This is a genomic window from Rhodanobacter sp. UC4443_H10, from assembly GCF_052978325.1.
The window spans coordinates 1,694,559-1,711,606 of sequence record NZ_CM129668.1 but is presented as its reverse complement, the minus strand read 5'-3'; the positions used below and the strand labels follow the sequence as shown (position 1 = coordinate 1,711,606).

Sequence of the window (17,048 nt, the reverse complement as noted above, 5' to 3'; positions counted from 1 at the left end):
GAGTTTCTGCTCTTGCTTCCCCCGCTTCGCGAGGGAAGGAAAAGCTGGTGCGCCGCCGCGGTCGAATTTTCACAGGCTCTGAGCGCAGGCCTGCAAGGCCGAAGTCGAGGGAGATCGCGAGAGGGCGCTTCGGCTTCTTTGCTCCTCAAGGCCGTGGCCATTCATGGTCGCTCCACGCGTATCAAGCTACGCCCAACACGAACGGAATCCGTGATTGAACTTCGTCGCCCATCGGGTGCCACCAAAGCGGCGGCCATGCCTTCTGGCACTGGGTCGGAAGTCATGCCGCCACCTAGCGTGGGGCTTTGCCCGTCACGGAGTGGAACCATGCGCCGCCTGGTCCAGACCACCTTGTTCACCGCGCTCGCCGCCTGCGGCGCTTCGGCGCTGGCCGCTTCCGCCGAGCAGGCCCCCACCGGCCGGTTGCCCGGCTGGGCCGTGCCGCAGTCGTACCACCTGGCGTTCAAGGTGGATCCCGCGCAGGCGGATTTCTCTGGCACCACCACGATCGAGGTGAAGCTGGACAAGGCCTCCGACCACCTGTGGCTGGACGGCGCGGACCTGACGGTGTCGAAGGTGCAGATCACCGACGCCGCCGGCACCGTGCACGCCGGCAAGTACGTGCCGGCGGACCCGAAGGCCGGCGTGGCGCGGGTGGATTTCGGCAGCACGCTGCAGCCGCAGCAGCTCACCTTGACGATCGAATACACCGCACCGCTCAACGCGCAGTTGCAAGGCCTGTACAAGGTCAGCGCCAAGGGCAAGCCGTACGCGATGACGCAGATGGAACCGATCAGCGCGCGCTTCGCCTTCCCCGGCTTCGACGAGCCCGGCTTCAAGACGCCATTCGACATCAGCATCACCGTGCCGGCCGACGAAACCGTGGTGGCCAACACCAAGCCGGTGGGCGAGCAGGCCGCCGGCACCGGCTGGAAAACGGTGACCTTCGCGCAGACCGTGCCGCTGCCGACCTACCTGGTGGCCTTCGCGGTCGGCCCGTGGGACGTGGTCGCCGGCCCGGATATCGCGCCCGATGCGTACCGCGCCAAGCCGCTGCCGCTGCGCGGCGTGGCCGCCGAGGGCGAGGGCCATCGCATGCAGCACGTGCTGTCCGAAACGCCGAGCATCATCCACGCGCTGGAGAACTACTACGGCTTCGGCTACCCGTTCGACAAGCTCGACCTGCTGGCCGCGCCGGATTTCTCCGCCGGCGCGATGGAGAACCCCGGCCTGGTCACCTTCCGCGACTGGCTGCTGCTGCTCGACAAGGATTCCCCCGCGCGCAACGTGCGCGGCTCATTCAACGTCACCGCGCACGAGCTGGCGCACATGTGGACCGGCGACACCGTCACCACCGAGTGGTGGAACGACATCTGGCTCAACGAGGCGTTCGCCACCTGGATGCAGCAGAAGGTGACGATGCAGGTGCATCCGGAATACCGCGCCGATCTCGACCGCGTGCGCGGCGGCCAGCGCGCGATGGGCAACGACAGCCTGGTCAGCGCGCGCAGCGTGCGCCAGCCGATCACCGGCAACGGCGACATCACCACCGCGTTCGACGGCATCACCTACCAGAAGGGCGCCAGCGTGCTCGGCATGTTCGAGAACTACGTGGGCGAGGACACCTTCCGCAAGGGTATGCGCGCGTACATCCAGAAGCACAAGTTCGGCAACGCCACCGCCGATGACCTGGTCGATGCGATCGCTGCCGCGGCGGGCAAGGGCGCGCCGTTCAAGCACGCGTTCCAGAGCTTCCTCGACCAGTCCGGCGCGCCCTACGTGCGCACCCGGCTGGAATACAAGGGCGGCCAGGCCGTGCTGCAGCTGAGCCAGGATCGCTACCTGCCGCTGGGCAGCAAGGGCGACGCGCAGCGGCTGTGGGGCGTGCCGGTGTGCGTGCGCTACGGCACCGGCGCCAGCGGCAAGGATGAAACACACTCCAGCAAGGTGGAGTGCAAGCTGCTCGACCAGGCCAGCGGCTCGATGGTGCTGCCCGGCGCCGGCAAGCCGACCTGGGTCATGCCCAATGCGAACGCCAGCGGCTATTACCGCTTCAGCCTCGACAAGCCGCAGCTGGCCCGGCTCACCGCCGTGGTCGGCAAGCTCAGCGACGCCGAGCAGCTCGCCTATGCCGACGCGGTCAGTGCCAGCTTCCGTCGCGGCGACCTCGACGCCGGCGACGTGCTGGCCGCGTTCAAGCCGCTGACCGCCTCGCCGATCTCCGACGTCGCCACCGCCCCGCTGGGCCAGCTGGCGTGGATCGCGCACCACGCGGCGCGCACCGACGCGCAGCGTGCGCGCGTGGACGGCTGGGTTCGCGCGGCGTATCTGCCGCGGCTGCAGAAGCTCGGCTACCAGCGCGTGGCCGGCGAGACGGATACAGCGGCCTTGCTGCGCAGCACGCTCGCCGACGCGCTGGCGTTCCACTTCCGCGTACCGGAAGTGCGCGCGGCCTTGCTGAAGCAGGGCGAGGCGGCGCTCAAGCGCGGCGCGAACGGACGTCTCGACCTGGCCTCCGCCAATCCCGACCTGCTCGGCACGGTACTCGGCGTGGCCGTGCAGACGCACGGCAAATCCGCGGTGGACGCGCTGATCGCCGAACTGCCCCGCACCAGTGATCCGGCGCTGCGCAACGGCATCCTCGACGGGCTGTCGCGCGCGGAAGATCCCGCGCTCGCCGAACAGGTGCGCGACTTCGCCCTGACCGACACGGTGAAGGTGGGCGAGATGGGCCGGCTGCTGATGGGCGAGCGCGACACCGTCGCCCAGCGCGATGCGATGTGGCAATGGTTCACCGCGCATTACGCGCAGATCCTCGCCCGCACCGGCAGCTTCGCCGGCGGCCGCCTGCCGTCGCTGGCCGCCAGTGGCGGCTGCAGCACGACCGAAGCCACGCGCCTGCACGCCTTCTTCGATTCGCGCGCGGCCGACGCAGCCGGCATCGCCCGCGGCCTGGCGCAAACCGGCGAATCGATCGAACTGTGCGCGGCGCTGAAGCAGGCGCAGGACCCCGCGGCCATCCTGAAGTAAACCCGCAGACGCCCGCACTGCGCGGGCATGCGTCACGTGGCGCGCCGGTCGCCTGGACCGGCGCGCCATTCTTTTGATTGAAAGACACGGCGTGGCTCTCGGGCTCTTCGACAGACCTCCCGTCCTCATCCCCCCCACTCCGTCATGCCTGCGCAGGCAGGCATCGCACTTCCAGCAAGAACGGTGATCGCCTGCACCTGCAGGAGCGCACCCTGTGCGCGATGCTCTTGCTTTACATGGAGTCCCACCGCAACCCGTGTCGTTTTCTTCTCGGGTACGAGGAAGTGCGATGCCTGCCTGCGCAGGCATGACGGGGGTGGAGGCACGGGCCTCGACCCCATTCCGTCCCGTGCTGCGTTGAATCCAGAGTGCGCGATGTATGCACGCGTGTCGCGGCCGACGCAAAGTTCGGGCCGCTTCGTTCGCTCGCCGCGTTCCACTTACACTGTGCCCGCCGACCGGCCTACAGGGGTAAAGCAGCATGCTTCGTCGATTGTGCATTTTGCTGAGCTTGGGTTTGCTGCTGGCCGCGCCGCTGGCGGCGCAGGACATTCCGCCGCCGCTGCGTGACTGGCAGGGCTGGGTGTTGCATGACGTGCCCGGGCACGCTTGCCCGTTCCTGGCCAATCAGGCGCCGGGTGAGGACAGCTACCGCTGCGCCTGGCCGGGGCGGCTTGCGCTCGATGCCGATGAGAATGGCGGGCGCTTCAGCCTGGAGGTGCATGTGGATGCGCCGAGCTGGGTGGCCCTGCCGGGCGACACCCGCCACTGGCCGCAGCAGGTGAACCTGGGCAACCGGCCGGCGACGGTGCTGCAGCATCAGGGCGAACCGATGCTGTGGCTGGAGCCGGGCGATTACCGCATCCACGGCGAGCTGCCGTGGACGTCGCGGCCCGCCAACCTGAGCGTGCCGGAGTCGATCGGGCTGGTGACGCTGAGTGTCGACGGCGCCAGGGTGACGCGGATCGAACGCGATGGTGGGCAACTCACGCTGGGCGAAGCGGCCAGCGCACAGCGCGCGGCCGATGCGCTTTCGCTGCGCGTGTATCGCCGTCTGGCCGATGGCTTGCCGGCCACGCTGGAAACGCAGCTGCAGTTCAACGTCAGCGGCAGCGCGCGCGAACAGGTGCTGGGGCCGGTGTTGCCCACGGGTTTCGTCGCCACCGCGCTCAGCGGCGAGCTGCCCGCGCGGCTGGAGAACGACGCCCATCTGCGCGTGCAATTGCGGCCGGGCCAATGGACGCTGACCCTGCTGGCGCGCAGCGTCGCGCCGCTGGCGAAGGTCGGCGTGACCTTGCCGCCCGCGCCGTGGCCGAAGCAGGAGGTCTGGAGCTATGCCGACGACAACGCGCTGCGCAGCACGCGCGTGGAAGGCAACGCCGTCGACGCCGCGCAGGCAGGGGTTCCGGACGACTGGGCCAACCTGCCGGCCTATGCGCTGGACGAGCGCAGCGGGCTGAGCGTGGAGCAGGGCAACCGTGGCAATGAAGGCGGCCGCGGCGACGCGCTGCACCTGCAACGCGAGATGTGGCTGGATTTCGATGGCGGGCATTTCAGCGTTGCCGACCAGCTCAGCGGCGAGTTGCGTCATCACCAGCGGCTCGATGTCACCGCGCCGTGGCAGTTGCAGCGTGCCTCGGAAGATGGCGAGCCGCTGCTGGTCACCCGTGATGCAAAGGGTCGCGCGGGTGTCGAGCTGCGCGATCGCCGCATCGACGTGGCGGCCGGCCTGCGCGTGCCGGCCGGCGTCGGCGCGATGCCCGGTTCCGGTTGGCAGCTGCCGCTGGACGGCATCGAGGCCACGGTGCACCTGCCGCATGGCTATCGCCTGCTCGGTGCGATCGGTGCCGATCGCTCGAACGATTCCTGGGCCGCGCAATGGAGCCTGCTCGACCTGTTCGTGGTGGCGCTGATTGCCTTGCTGGCCGGCCGTCTGCTCGGCTGGCCGTGGGCCTTGCTGGCGGCGGGCTATCTGGCGCTGGCGCAGCACGAGGCGCTGGCGCCGCTGTGGACGCTGGCGCTGGCACTGGCGCTCGCCCTGCTGCTGCGCGCGCTGCCGGAAGGTCGCCTGCGCGCGTTTGCGCGTGGCGGTGCGCTGGCCGTGTTCGCGCTGGCGGTGCTGTGGGCGCTGCCGTTCGCGGCCGCGCAATTGCAGTACGCGTTGCATCCGCAGTTGGAGCACGGCAGCGCGCCGCGGATGGTGTCGGCGGCGTATGCACCGCAGGCCGTCGTTGCCGACAAGGTCGCGATCGGCGTACCCCCGCCGCCACCACCGTCGGCACCTGTCGTGAGCGAGATGAGCGCGAATGCCGTGCAGGCGCCGCCCGGCATGCTGGCCGGCGTGGCCGTCACCGGCTCGCGGATCTCGGCCAGCCAGCTGGTGGCCAGCGAGCAGGACAACCGCGCGGTGATCCAGGCGGGCGTCGGCACACCGCACTGGAACGAGGGCAACAACTACCGGCTCGGCTGGTCGGGGCCGGTGACGCCGCAGCAGACCACGCGGCTGGTGATCGCGCCGGCGTGGCTGCTGCGGCTGCTGCGTGTGTTGATGGTCGGTTTGCTGGCGGCCATGCTGGGTCGACTGGCGATGAACCTGTGGCGGCCGCTGCGCGGCCGCTGGCTGCCTTCGCGCGGCGCCGGCATGGCCGGCGCCGCCTTGCTGGCGATCGCGCTGTTGCCCACCGGCGCACGTGCGCAGGCGCTGCCGGATGCGCAGCTGCTCAGCCAGTTGCGCAGCCGGCTCACCGAGGCACCGAAGTGCGCGCCGCAGTGCGCCGAGGTGGCGCAAGCGCAACTGCAGGTCAATGGCGCGATGCTGGAGGTGGCGCTGGAAGCCCATGTCGGCGCCGGCGTGGCGTTGCCGCTGCCGACGCCTGACGAGGCGATGCCGCTGATCGATGTCAGCCTCGATGGCCAGGCCGGTCCGGCGCTGTTGCGCGACGGCGGTCAACTGCTGCTGCGGCTGGACCGCGGCGTGCACCGCGTCGGCCTGCGCTATCGGCTTGACGCGGTGGACAGCGCCGCGCTGCACTTCGCGCTGCCGCCGCAACGCATCGCCTTCAGCGGCCCGGGCTGGTCGCTCGACGGCGTCGATGGCGGCCGCGTGCTGGGCGACAGCGTCACCTTGCGCCGCGTGCAGACAGCTGCCGACGGCAAGCAGCTGCCGACGATGCAGAGCTTTCCGCCGTATGTACGACTGACCCGCAGCATCGGTCTGGGGCTGGACTGGATCGTGCTGAACCGGGTCGAACGCATCGCGCCGCAGGAGGGCGGTTTCAGCATCAGCCTGCCGCTGCTGCCGGGCGAGCATCCGCGGGGCGAGGGCGTGCTGGTCAAGGACGGCAGGATCAACGTCACCTTCAAAGCCGGCGAATCGACGGTGAGCTGGAGCAGCCAGCTCGATCGCTCCGCGAAGATCATCCTGGAAGCACCGCCGCTGGGCGATCGCTCCGAGGTGTGGGAAGTCGGCGCGGCGCCGATGTGGCACGTCGACGCCGAAGGCGTGCCGACCAGCGCCAGCGATGACGGCCTGCGTTTCGATCCGCTGCCGGGCGAGAAGCTGCAACTGGCGATCACGCAACCGGTGGCGGTGGCCGGCGACAGTCTCGCCATCGATGGCGCGCAGCTGACCGTCCGCAGCGGCGAGCGCGCCAGCGAGCTGCAGCTGGACATGCGCGTGCGCAGCACCCGCGGTGGCGAGCATGCCATCGACTTGCCGCCGGGCAGCGAGTTGACCGATGCCCGGCGCGACAACCAGCCGATCAACCTGGCGGTGCGCGACGGCAAGCTGAGCCTGCCGCTGCTGCCCGGTGCACACGACTACGCCGTGCATTTGCGCGAGCCGCTGGGCGTGGCCACGCGCGTGCGCACGCCGGCGCTCGACCTGCATGCGCCGGTGGCCAACATCGGCCTGGACCTGCAACTGCCGCAGGACCGCTGGGTGCTGTGGACCTGGGGCCCGACCGATGGCCCGGCGGTGTTGTACTGGTCGCAGGTGCTGGTGCTGCTGATCGCCGCCTGGCTGCTGGCGCGCTACGCCCCGACGCCGCTGCGCCTGCGCCACTGGGTGCTGCTGGGGCTGGGCTTCTCCGCCTTCGCCTGGAGTGCGTTCGCGCTGGTGGTGGTGTGGTTGATCGCCTTGGGCCTGCGCGCGCGGATGCGGGCGGCGGAGCAGGTCGAACGCCTGCGCTTCAACCTGCTGCAACTGGGCCTGGCGGCCTTGACCGTGCTCGCGCTGTGCGTGCTGATCGGCGCGGTGCCGCAGGGCCTGCTGGGGCTGCCGGACATGCATGTGGCCGGCAACGGCTCGTCGGCGTCGAACCTGCACTGGTTCGCCGATCGCAGCGACGGATCGTTGCCGCTGGCCGGCGCGCTCAGCCTGCCGTTGTGGATCTACAAGCTCGCCATGCTGGCGTGGGCGCTGTGGCTGGCCAATGCGCTGATCGGCTGGCTGCGCTGGGCCTTCGACGCGTGGACGCACGGGGGCTACTGGCGCAAGCGCGAGCCGAAGCCTGGCGTGGTGCCGCCGCAACTGCCGCCTTCGGCGGCGGGGCCGGGGCGCGATGCCTGACGTGCGCGAGGCGCTGGCCGCGGCGACGCAACGGCTGGGCGACCGCACCGAGGCCGAACTCCTGCTGCTGCACGTCCTGCAGCGGCCGCGAAGCTGGCTGTTCGCGCATGCCGGCGATCCGCTTGAAATGGACGTCCAGACGTCCTATCAGAAGTTGCTTTCCCGTCGCGAGGCCGGCGAGCCGGTGGCCTACCTCGTCGGCCATCGCGGCTTCTGGACGCTGGATCTGGAAGTTACGTCGGCGACGCTGATCCCGCGCCCGGAAACCGAGCTGCTGGTGGAACTGGCGTTGCAGCGCCTGCCACCCGGTTTCAGCGGCCGCGTGGCCGACCTCGGCACCGGCAGCGGCGCGATTGCGCTGGCGATCGCGCGCGAGCATCCCCGCGCGCAGGTGATCGCCACCGATGCCAGCGCGACGGCGCTGGCCGTTGCCCGACGCAATGCGCAGCGCCACGGCATCGACAACGTCAGCTTTGTGCAAGGCGACTGGCTGGCGCCGCTGGCGGGGCAGCGCTTCGAGCTGATCGTCTCGAACCCGCCCTACATCGAGGTCGGCGATCCACACCTGGCCCGCGGCGACCTGCGCTTCGAGCCGGCCAGCGCGCTGGCCTCGGGCCGCGATGGCCTCGACGACATCCGCCGCATCGTCGATGGCGCCCTCGGCCATCTCGCCCCGGGCGGCTGGCTGCTGTTCGAGCACGGCTGGAACCAGGGCGAGGCCGCGCGCGTGTTGCTGCGCGATGCCGGCTATGCCGAAGTATTCACGGCGCAGGATCTGGAGCAGCGCGATCGCGTGAGCGGCGGGCGTTGTGTTCGGCGATGACCGCCGGCGTGCATCCCCCGTCCACGATGCTCCGGTTCAACGCACAACCTGCTGCTGGCGGTGGCGATTGTTGCTGCGCCCCGCGAAGCAGAGATTTTACGTCGCAGGCTTCCATTCGATCTTTTTCAAGTCCCATGTCATGGGGTCGTAACTTGCCTCGTAGATCGGCACGGCATCGTGTGACCTTCCTGCAAGTTTGCGGTGCACCTGAATATTCAAGAAGACTTCTTTGCCACTTACTTTGATGGCGTCGAACCAAAATCTGTCGCCATTCATAAAAAATTTTGAGTTCCGATAGGGATTGGTGATGCGTCTGAGCATTTCGTTCGCGGGATTCAGGATGATGACATTGTTCGAACCGTACGTGTCTTCACTCTGAAGAACAACGACGCCCGTTCCATCGGAAAGGGGGCGGGCAGTGACTGTCTCGTTTCCGTCGATCAGTCGCGTATACGTTTCGCCTTCGCTTTCCCATTCGTAGGCTTTTGGTCGATATGCTGGATCGTTTATTTGGTCAAGAATGGGTACGGAAGGAAGGTATTCGCCGACTTTGGTCTTGATGCCATTGTTCAAGATAAAGAGAAAATCATGGATCATGGGATTGTCTTCCCTACGGCTTCGGTAGCGGTGTGATTTTGACGATTTTGAGTAAACTTCGTCGCGCTGCTGCATTCGCGTCAAGAAAGGTTTGCTGTCCTCCACCGCCTAGTACGCCTTGCGGGCCTGCCGTGCCTTCGAGCACGCGGATGGGTTTCATGGCTTGCAGTTCAATTTGGTATTGAACCCCGTTTGGCTTGAAGCCACCGGGTCCATTTGTGATGCCCATGCGCCGAAGGCCTTGCGATTGGCTACTGAAACTTTCCGGCGTTCCCCAGCGGCCGAGGCCGTATGCCGATGCCGGGTCCTGCAAAAGTAGCAGCTGGTCGTCGTCGATGAGCATATTGACCTTTTCGCCAGGCAGCATGGTGCGCTCTGTTACCTGCGTTCCGGCCTTGAATGGCGGATGGGCCGGGTCAGCAATGCCGAGGTCAAACAATTCGGTGTTGGCGTCCTTGGCTGAGCGATACTTGATCGTGCCACGGAATGCGGGCTGATCCGCGACTACCGGGGTTGGCTTGCTTGCAACGGGCGGGCGCGGACGTGCTGTCGGGTTGGTTCTTGGCTTGATGGGAGGTGGCGGGTCTTCTGGAGGTTTGGCGACTCTTGGCTGCAACCGCGGCTCCGCCTTCAGCCGCCCCTCGTTCCTCACCATCCACTCGGCGAAGCGCGTGCCCAGTTTGCTGCCGCGGACGTTCTCGGCCAGCTCGCCGATGCTGCCGCGGCCCTTGGCGAGGTAGGCGATGATGCCCATGAGCAGCAGGACGAACATGGCGACGTGGCCGCGGGCCAAGGTCGCGGCAGCGTTCTGCAGGGCGAAGGCGTCGACGTGCACCTGCTGCTGGGGCAGTGGTGGCGGGGAGGCGGCGAGCCACGCCTGGCGCAAGCCATTCCGGTAATTGCGCGCGATCGCCGGCATGTCCTGCACGATGTACTAGGTCAGCGCCTTCAGGCCCATCGCTATCAGAATCCACTCACCGACCTGCGCCCCTGCGGCGGCGCCGACGGCAACGCCCGGAATGGCGCCGACTCCCGCTCCACCGATGCCGCCGGCAATGCCGCCGATCAGCGCGCCAGCGCCGGTACTGGTGATCATCACGATCAGGCATTGGCGCAGTACGGCGAGTATGTCGGCAATGACTTCGCGCAGATTCAGCTCGTAAAAGTCCCGCACGATCTGCCCGGCGGCGATATCTTCGGAGCGCTTGATCGCCAGTTGCAGGCAGTCGGCGCGGACCATGATCAGGCGGGCTTCCGCACGGATCGCATTCGCCTCGCGGCTGGCCCAGTCGCGAAGCTTGTGCCATGAACCGTCGGCCCACCCCGTCATCGCCGCTCCTTCCGTGGATTTTTCGTGCGGTTGCGAGCGTAGCCGATGCGGACGACGAGCGGGCTTGATCGGTGTCTCGAATCAACGGACCCGCGTGCCGCGCGCTACGCCCCTGTGTCCTGCTACGGTCGTTGGCCGCCGGCTGCGGCCCTCTCGCTCAGGCGCTCGCCTGACCCAGCAGCGTCGTTTGCGGGAAACGGACGTGGATCGCGTTGCGAATTCCCGGCAGGTCGAGGCCGGCCATGCTCAGCACCTCCTCGCGGCTGCCGTGTTCCAGATAGACGTCTGGAAGGCCGAGATGAAGGATCGGCAGGGTGATGCCATGCGCGGCCAGGCACTCGGCCACGGCGGAGCCGGCGCCGCCGGCGACGGCGTTGTCCTCGAGGGTGACGAAGCCGTCGTGGGTCCTGGCCAGTTCCAGGATCAGGGTGTCGTCAAGCGGCTTGATGAAGCGCATGTTGACCAGGGTGGCGTCGAGTTCGGCGGCGATGGTGGCGGCCGGTGCCAGCATCGCGCCGAAGCTGAGCAGGGCGAGGCCGTGGCCGCGCCGGCGCAGCTCGGCCTTGCCGATCGGCAGCGTTTCCAGCTCGTGGTGGGTCGCCACGCCGGGGCCGGTGCCGCGCGGGTAGCGGATGGCCGCCGGGCCGGGGTGGCTGAAGCCGGTGCTGAGCATCATGCGGCACTCGTTCTCGTCGGCCGGCGCCATGATCACGAAATTCGGCAGGCAGCGCAGGTAGGTGAGGTCGAAGCTGCCCGAGTGGGTGGCGCCGTCCGGGCCGACCACGCCGGCGCGGTCGATGGCGAAGGTGACGTCGAGGTTCTGCAGCGCCACGTCGTGGATCGCCTGGTCGTAGGCACGCTGCAGGAAGGTGGAGTAGATCGCCACCACGGGTTTGGCGCCCTCGCAGGCCATGCCCGCGGCCAGTGTCACCGCGTGCTGCTCGGCGATCGCCACGTCGAAATAGCGCGCGGGGTATTCCCTGGAGAAACGCACCAGGCCCGAACCCTCGCGCATCGCCGGGGTGATGCCGAGCAGGCGCGGGTCGACGGCGGCCTGGTCGCACAACCAGTCGCCGAACACGTCGGTGTAGGTCGGCTTGGCCTTGCCGGTTTTCTTCTTGACGCCGGCCAGCGGGTCGAACGGGCCGACCGCGTGGTATTCGATCTGCGCCTGTTCGGCCGGGGCGTAGCCCTTGCCCTTGGTGGTGATCACGTGCAGCAGCTGCGGGCCGGGCAGGTTCTTCACCGTGCGCAGCGCCTGCAGCAGTTGCGGGATGTTGTGGCCGTCGATCGGGCCGGTGTAGTGGAAGCCGAGTTCCTCGAACAGCGTCGAGGGCACGAACATGCCCTTGGCGTGCTCCTCCCAGCGCTTGAACCAGCGGCCCATGAACGACTGTTTGGGAATGGCCCGCTTGGCCCGCTCGCGCAAGTCGTTGAGGCGGCGGCTGGCCATCGCGCGCGCCATCATCTTGGTCAGCGCGCCCACGTTCTCGCTGATCGACATGCCGTTGTCGTTGAACACCACCAGCAGGTCGGGCTCGACGTCGCCGGCGTGGTTGAGCGCCTCGAACGCCAGCCCGGCGGTCATCGCGCCGTCGCCGATCACGGCCACCACCTTGCGCTGCTCGCCGCTGGCCTGCGCGGCGATCGCCATGCCCAGCGCGGCCGAGATCGAGGTGGACGAGTGGCCGACGCCGAAGGTGTCGTACTCGCTTTCCTCACGGCGCGGAAACGGCGCCAGGCCGTCCTTCTTCTTGATCGTGGTGATGCGGTCACGGCGGCCGGTAAGAATCTTGTGCGGATAGCACTGGTGGCCGACGTCCCAGACCAGGCGGTCGTGCGGCGTGTCGAACTCGTGGTGCAGGGCCACGGTCAGCTCGACCACGCCCAGACCCGCGCCGAAGTGGCCGCCGGAGCTGGCGACGGCCTCGATCAGATACTGGCGCAGTTCGTCGGCGACTTGCGGCAGTTCGCTGTCGGGCAGCCGGCGCAGGTCGGCGGGCGCGTCGATCGAAGCCAGGCGGGGATAATGGCTGAGGTCATTCATCCTCGTATTGTTGGCCCAGCGGCGGGGCGGAGCAAGGGCGAAACAGTGAACAAGGCCTGATTGCGACCGGTGCAGCCTGCACGTGCGGCACACAATCGGCATCGCATGCTGCGCGCAGATTCCCTTGCGGAGATCCGTCCATGGCCAGTGTCTCGCAGGCTTTTCGCCGCTTTGCGGAAGCCACCGCGCGCCAGTCCGGTCGACCGGCGACCTTCCTGGCGGCCGTATTGATCGTGGCGGTTTGGGCAGCCAGCGGGCCGTTCTTCCACTTCGGCGACACCTGGCAGTTGGTGATCAACACCGGCACCACGATCATCACCTTCCTGATGGTGTTCCTGATCCAGAACAGCCAGAACCGCGACAGCGCGGCGCTGCAGATCAAGCTGGACGAGCTGATCCGCACTACCGCGGCCCACAACGGCCTGCTCGACCTGGAAGACCTCGACGAGGAGACCCTGGAGCGTATCCGCGAGAACTACCGCAAGCTGGCGGCACGGCGCGAGCGCGCCAGCGGCGGCCGCAAGCGCAGGCACGGCGGCCCGGCCCGGGGCGAAGCCGAGGAAGCGGGCGAGGCGGACGAAGCCTGCGAGGAGGTCGACGAGATCGACCGCGAACTGGAGAAGAACCGCGAGACGCGCGCGGAAGAGGGCCATGCCGACACCGCGGCGGAGCGGCGGAAGTGAGGCTTGGCGTCTCCTAGAGCGTGGGCGGTAGAAATCTTCCGGGCTGCAAAGGCGTCTGCGCGGTTTATGTTTCCGCCGCTTCCCGGCCTACAGAACCATCATGGGCCGGCGAAGCGTGGAAAATCTGCACTCACGCAGCCACTTTTGCTTCGAAAGTTTCTACCGCCCACGCTCCTAGGCGTATTCCGCCATCGGGCGCCGGTCGCGCGGCAGCCGGCTGACCAGGAACTCCATCTGGTCGGCGAGGATGTTGCGGTTGGACAGGATCAGGTGCTCCACCCAGCTTGGCCGGTACGGTACCGCCAGCAGCGGCATGTTGGCCTGCTGCGGCGTGCGGTTGCTCTTTTTCAGGTTGCACGACAGGCAGGCGCTGACCACGTTCTCCCACTCGTCCTTGCCTTGCCGGGAAATCGGCAGCACGTGGTCGCGGGTCAGTTCCATGCGCGTGAAGTGCTCGCCGCAGTACATGCAGATGTGCCGGTCGCGCGCGAACAGCGCGGTGTTGGTCAGCGCCGGCGACGGGTCGACCGCATGCTCGCGACAGTGGCCGGTGCTGGCGATGATCGGGTGCAACTGCAGCAGGCTCTGCGTGCCCAGCGCACGGTTGTGGCCGCCGTGCACGGTGAGGCAGGGATCGCCCAGGGTCCAGGCGACGACGTCGCGCACGTACAGGCACACCGCGTCCTGCCAGCTGATCCAGTCCAGGATGCGGCCAGCGGCGTCCAGCGACAACACGCGCGTCGCCTGCAGGTCAGCCGGTTTGACAGCGTCCATCAGCATGCAGTTCGTCCTTCCGCCGGGGCATCGAGGGAACCAGCGGGCATGGCGCAAGGCCAGCCCGATCGCAGCATAGAACACTTTTCCGCCGTTCCGAAGGCGCCGGCGCGGCGGGATTCGCAGGCACCGGTGCCCGCTGATATGATCCCTGGCTCGACATGAAACCCACGCCGGGTTCGACAGGGCCGCCGCCGTGGCGGCCCGGCGCGACGGGGGACCAAAGGTGGATCAACGTGGCTGAAGTCATTTTCTACGAGCACCCGGTGGCGCTGAACCGGGCCGAACACAAGAATCTTCGGCTCAAGGGCGTGCCCAACATGAAGTTCGCCATGAACACGCACTCGGTGCCGTTGACCGCGGCGGAGTTCGGCTTGGCCGCGCGTGACCTGCTGATCGTGTTCGCCGGTCCCGACGCCGCCAATGCCGGCCCGATCGCGTTGCTCGGCCTGCGTCAGAACGAGAACCTCTACGTCGACGCCGCCGGCCAGTGGGCGCCCAACACCTACGTGCCGGCCTTCGTGCGCCGCTACCCGTTCGTGCTGGCCGAGAAACCGGCCGGGCAGGAGGGCGGCGATTTCGCGGTGTTCCTCGATCAGGGCTTCGAGGGTTTCAACGCGGCGGACGGCGAGCGCCTGTTCAACGAGGACGGCAGCGACACCGAGCTGCTGAAGAACGCCGTGGGTTTCCTCGGCGAGTTCCAGCAGAACATCGACCGCACCCGCACCTTCATGCAGTACCTGGTCAAGCATGACCTGCTGGAAGCGCGCAACGTGCAGCTGCACAAGGGCGAGCCGGATTCCGGCCATGGCATCACGCTCAACGGCCTGTTCATGGTCAACGAGGAGAAGCTGCGCGCGCTGGACGAGAAGGTCGCCCACGAGATGCTGCGCGAAGGCGTGATGGCGTGGATCTACGCCCACCTGCTGTCGCTCAGCAACATCGACCGCCTGGCCCGTCGCCTGGACGAGCGCGAGCAGGCCGAGTCGGCGGCCAAGACCACCAACTGAGCAGGACTTCGCTTCGCCTGCTGCACGCAACAAGCCGCCTGCGGGCGGCTTGTTCGTTTGCGCGCCTTCAACGCACCGGCTTGGCCAGCTTGATCAGGTCGGTCGCGTAGCCGCTGGCCTCGTACAGCGCGCGGGCGCGCTCATTGCCGGGGAACACCGCCAGCGTCACCAGCTGGCACTGGTGCTCGCGCGCCCACTGCTCGGCGTGCGCCAGCAAGGCCTTGCCGACGCCGTTGCCTTCGTGCTGCGGCGCCACCGCGAGATCGGAGATGTGGCAGTTGCTGCGGCCGCTGAAAAAATCGGCGGTGCGCTGCAGGTGGATGAAACCCACCCGCTCGCCGTCGCCATTCTCGGCCACGAACAGGAAGCTGTTCGCCGGCTGGTCCTCCAGATGGTGCAGCAGGTCCCGGCGGATGCCTTCGACGCATTCGTGGCGGCGACGCCACGCCGGCAGCGCGAAGTCGGCGAAGCGTGGCACCAGCGCAAGGATGAAATCGTCGTCGTCGGCAGCCAGGCGGATCAGCAGGGGCGAGTCGTTCATGGGCGATCGGGTCGGTGGGCCTGACGGCTTTCTACACCGCCCCCGGCGTGGACGAAAGCCCACCGGAGGCGGCATGTATATTCGCGTACGACCGGCAGCCATCAACGGAGGAACCATGACCACGACGCGACGCATCCGCCTGCAGCCCGCGGGCAGTGCCGTGCTTGCGCAGGGCATGGACGAGATCCGGCAACAGTTGGACCTGCCCACCGCGTTTCCGGCCGAAGTCGAAGCCGCCGCCGCGGCCGCTGCGGCGAACCCGCGCCTGCCGGCGCTGGACCGCACCGAGCTGCCGCTGGTCACCATCGACCCGCCGGGCGCGCGCGACCTCGACCAGGCCATGCACGTGCAGGCGCAGGGCGACGGCTGGCGCGTGCATTACGCCATCGCCGACGTCGCCGCCTTCGTGCAGGCCGGCGACCCGGTGGACCTGGAGGCGCATCGGCGCGGCGAGACGCTGTACGGCGCGGATTCGAAGATCCCGCTGCACCCGAAAGTGTTGTCCGAGGATGCCGCCTCGCTGTTGCCGGATCAGGTGCGCCCGGCGCTGTTGTGGACGGTGGACCTGGACCCTGCCGGCCGCATCGCCGCCATCGACGTGCGCCGGGCGCGCGTGCGCAGCCGCGCCCAGCTCGACTATGCCGGCGTGCAGCAGGCCATCGACGCCGGCAGCGACGATCCGATGTGGGCGGTGCTGCGCCGGATCGGCGAGTTGCGCGAGCAGTGCGAGCGCGCGCGCGGCGGCGTGAGCCTGCCCCTGCCGGAACAGGAGATCGACGTGGTCGACGGCCGCTGGACGCTGGCGTTCCGCGCGCGCTTGCCGATCGAGAACTGGAACGAGCAGATCTCGCTGCTGGTCGGCATGGCCGCGGCGCAATTGATGGTGCAGGCGAAAGTGGGCCTGTTGCGCACGCTGCCGCCGCCCGACCCGCGCGCCATCGCGCGGCTGCGCGTCACCGCGCGGGTGCTCGGCATCGCCTGGCCGTCCGGGCTGGACTACCCCGGCTTCATCCGTTCGCTGGACCCGTCCAACGACGTGCACGTGGCCATGCTGACCGCCTGCACCACGGTGCTGCGCGGTGCCGGCTACGCGGCGTTCGACGGCGCGCTGCCCGCGCAGCCGATGCATTCGGCGCTGGCCGCGCAGTACACCCATGCCACCGCGCCGCTGCGCCGGCTGGTCGATCGCTATACCGGCGAGGTCTGCCTGGCGCTGTGCGCGAAGCAGCCGGTGCCGGCGTGGGCACTGGCCGCCTTGCCCGGCCTGCCGGACACCATGCAGGCTTCCGGCCATCGCGCGGGCCAGTACGAAAACGCCGTGTTGAACCTGGCCGAAGCCGCCGCGCTGGCGCCGCGGGTGGGCGAGGTTTTCGACGGTGCGATCGTCGAGGTCGCCCGCGGCGATCCGGCCAAGGGCACGGTGATCGTGCGCAACCCGGCGGTGGAGGCCGGCGTTTCCGGCAGCGGCAACCTCACGCTCGGCGCCGACGTCCGGGTGAGCCTGGTCGAGGCCGACCCGGTGCGGCGCGTGACGCGTTTCGAGCTGGCAGGCTGACACGCCGCTGAGGGACGGCGCCGAGGCATGCCGGGGGGGGACACCACGCCAGCAGCGCGGCCGTGCCGGCCACCCGCGCTGCTGGCCA

9 protein-coding genes and 2 pseudogenes are annotated in these 17,048 nt (G+C 68.5%); 6 read left to right on the top strand and 5 right to left on the bottom strand.

Translation table 11 applies throughout. The features are described from left to right. The first annotated feature begins 327 nt into the window (after positions 1-327). From ACVCMB_RS08085 to prmC, 3 genes are all read left to right on the top strand, one after another. The gene (locus tag ACVCMB_RS08085; RefSeq protein WP_447106600.1) at positions 328-3,030 is read left to right on the top strand and encodes a M1 family metallopeptidase; all 2,703 of its coding nucleotides are present in this window, start codon (positions 328-330) and stop codon (positions 3,028-3,030) included. Positions 3,031-3,511: 481 nt separating this feature from the next. Next, positions 3,512-7,600, top strand: coding sequence for a hypothetical protein (locus ACVCMB_RS08080; protein ID WP_447106599.1), 4,089 nt, complete (start codon positions 3,512-3,514; stop codon positions 7,598-7,600). Beyond that, positions 7,593-8,423 carry a peptide chain release factor N(5)-glutamine methyltransferase gene (gene prmC / locus ACVCMB_RS08075; protein ID WP_447106598.1) on the top strand — a complete coding sequence of 277 codons (831 nt, stop codon included), beginning with the start codon at positions 7,593-7,595 and terminating at the stop codon, positions 8,421-8,423. Before ACVCMB_RS08080 ends, prmC begins: the two co-directional genes overlap by 8 nt. 96 nt (positions 8,424-8,519) lie before the next feature. On the opposite strand, the gene ACVCMB_RS08070 is transcribed toward prmC, so the two are convergent. The 3 genes and pseudogenes from ACVCMB_RS08070 to dxs form a co-directional block, all read right to left on the bottom strand. Then, positions 8,520-9,020 (bottom strand): hypothetical protein, encoded by a 501-nt coding sequence (locus ACVCMB_RS08070; protein WP_447106597.1) that lies wholly within the window; start codon positions 9,018-9,020, stop codon positions 8,520-8,522. Between the two features lie 13 nt (positions 9,021-9,033). Next, a pseudogene (locus ACVCMB_RS08065) lies at positions 9,034-10,260 on the bottom strand (DUF6861 domain-containing protein). Positions 10,261-10,507: 247 nt separating this feature from the next. Continuing rightward, the gene (gene dxs / locus ACVCMB_RS08060; RefSeq protein WP_447106596.1) at positions 10,508-12,397 is read right to left on the bottom strand and encodes a 1-deoxy-D-xylulose-5-phosphate synthase; all 1,890 of its coding nucleotides are present in this window, start codon (positions 12,395-12,397) and stop codon (positions 10,508-10,510) included. A 140-nt stretch (positions 12,398-12,537) separates the two neighbouring features. Between dxs and ACVCMB_RS08055 the strand changes: the two are divergent. After that, positions 12,538-12,933, top strand: a pseudogene (locus tag ACVCMB_RS08055) (low affinity iron permease family protein); the annotation flags it as partial. Between the two features lie 321 nt (positions 12,934-13,254). Here ACVCMB_RS08055 and ACVCMB_RS08050 read toward each other — a convergent pair. Next, entirely contained in the window at positions 13,255-13,860 is a 606-nt protein-coding gene (locus ACVCMB_RS08050; protein ID WP_395119986.1) for an HNH endonuclease, read from the bottom strand. 230 nt (positions 13,861-14,090) lie between these two features. Between ACVCMB_RS08050 and ACVCMB_RS08045 the strand changes: the two genes are divergently transcribed. Further along, entirely contained in the window at positions 14,091-14,864 is a 774-nt protein-coding gene (locus ACVCMB_RS08045; RefSeq protein WP_395119984.1) for a SapC family protein, read from the top strand. 67 nt (positions 14,865-14,931) lie between these two features. Here the strand turns inward: ACVCMB_RS08045 and ACVCMB_RS08040 are convergent, their stop codons facing one another. Then, positions 14,932-15,405 (bottom strand): GNAT family N-acetyltransferase, encoded by a 474-nt coding sequence (locus tag ACVCMB_RS08040; RefSeq protein WP_395119983.1) that lies wholly within the window; start codon positions 15,403-15,405, stop codon positions 14,932-14,934. Between the two features lie 115 nt (positions 15,406-15,520). On the opposite strand from ACVCMB_RS08040, the gene ACVCMB_RS08035 reads away from it, so the two are divergent. Continuing rightward, positions 15,521-16,960, top strand: a complete 1,440-nt coding sequence (locus ACVCMB_RS08035; RefSeq protein ID WP_447106595.1) for an RNB domain-containing ribonuclease — start codon at positions 15,521-15,523, stop codon at positions 16,958-16,960. Positions 16,961-17,048 lie beyond the last annotated feature (88 nt).

Excerpts from the sequence above, each read along its gene's own strand:
- ACVCMB_RS08085 (WP_447106600.1), top strand. The coding sequence starts at position 328 with ATGCGCCGCCTGGTCCAGACCACCTTGTTCACCGCGCTCGCCGCCTGC.
- ACVCMB_RS08080 (WP_447106599.1), top strand. The coding sequence starts at position 3,512 with ATGCTTCGTCGATTGTGCATTTTGCTGAGCTTGGGTTTGCTGCTGGCC.
- prmC (WP_447106598.1), top strand. The coding sequence starts at position 7,593 with ATGCCTGACGTGCGCGAGGCGCTGGCCGCGGCGACGCAACGGCTGGGC.
- ACVCMB_RS08070 (WP_447106597.1), bottom strand. The coding sequence starts at position 9,020 with ATGATCCATGATTTTCTCTTTATCTTGAACAATGGCATCAAGACCAAA.
- dxs (WP_447106596.1), bottom strand. The coding sequence starts at position 12,397 with ATGAATGACCTCAGCCATTATCCCCGCCTGGCTTCGATCGACGCGCCC.
- ACVCMB_RS08050 (WP_395119986.1), bottom strand. The coding sequence starts at position 13,860 with ATGCTGATGGACGCTGTCAAACCGGCTGACCTGCAGGCGACGCGCGTG.
- ACVCMB_RS08040 (WP_395119983.1), bottom strand. The coding sequence starts at position 15,405 with ATGAACGACTCGCCCCTGCTGATCCGCCTGGCTGCCGACGACGACGAT.
- ACVCMB_RS08035 (WP_447106595.1), top strand. The coding sequence starts at position 15,521 with ATGACCACGACGCGACGCATCCGCCTGCAGCCCGCGGGCAGTGCCGTG.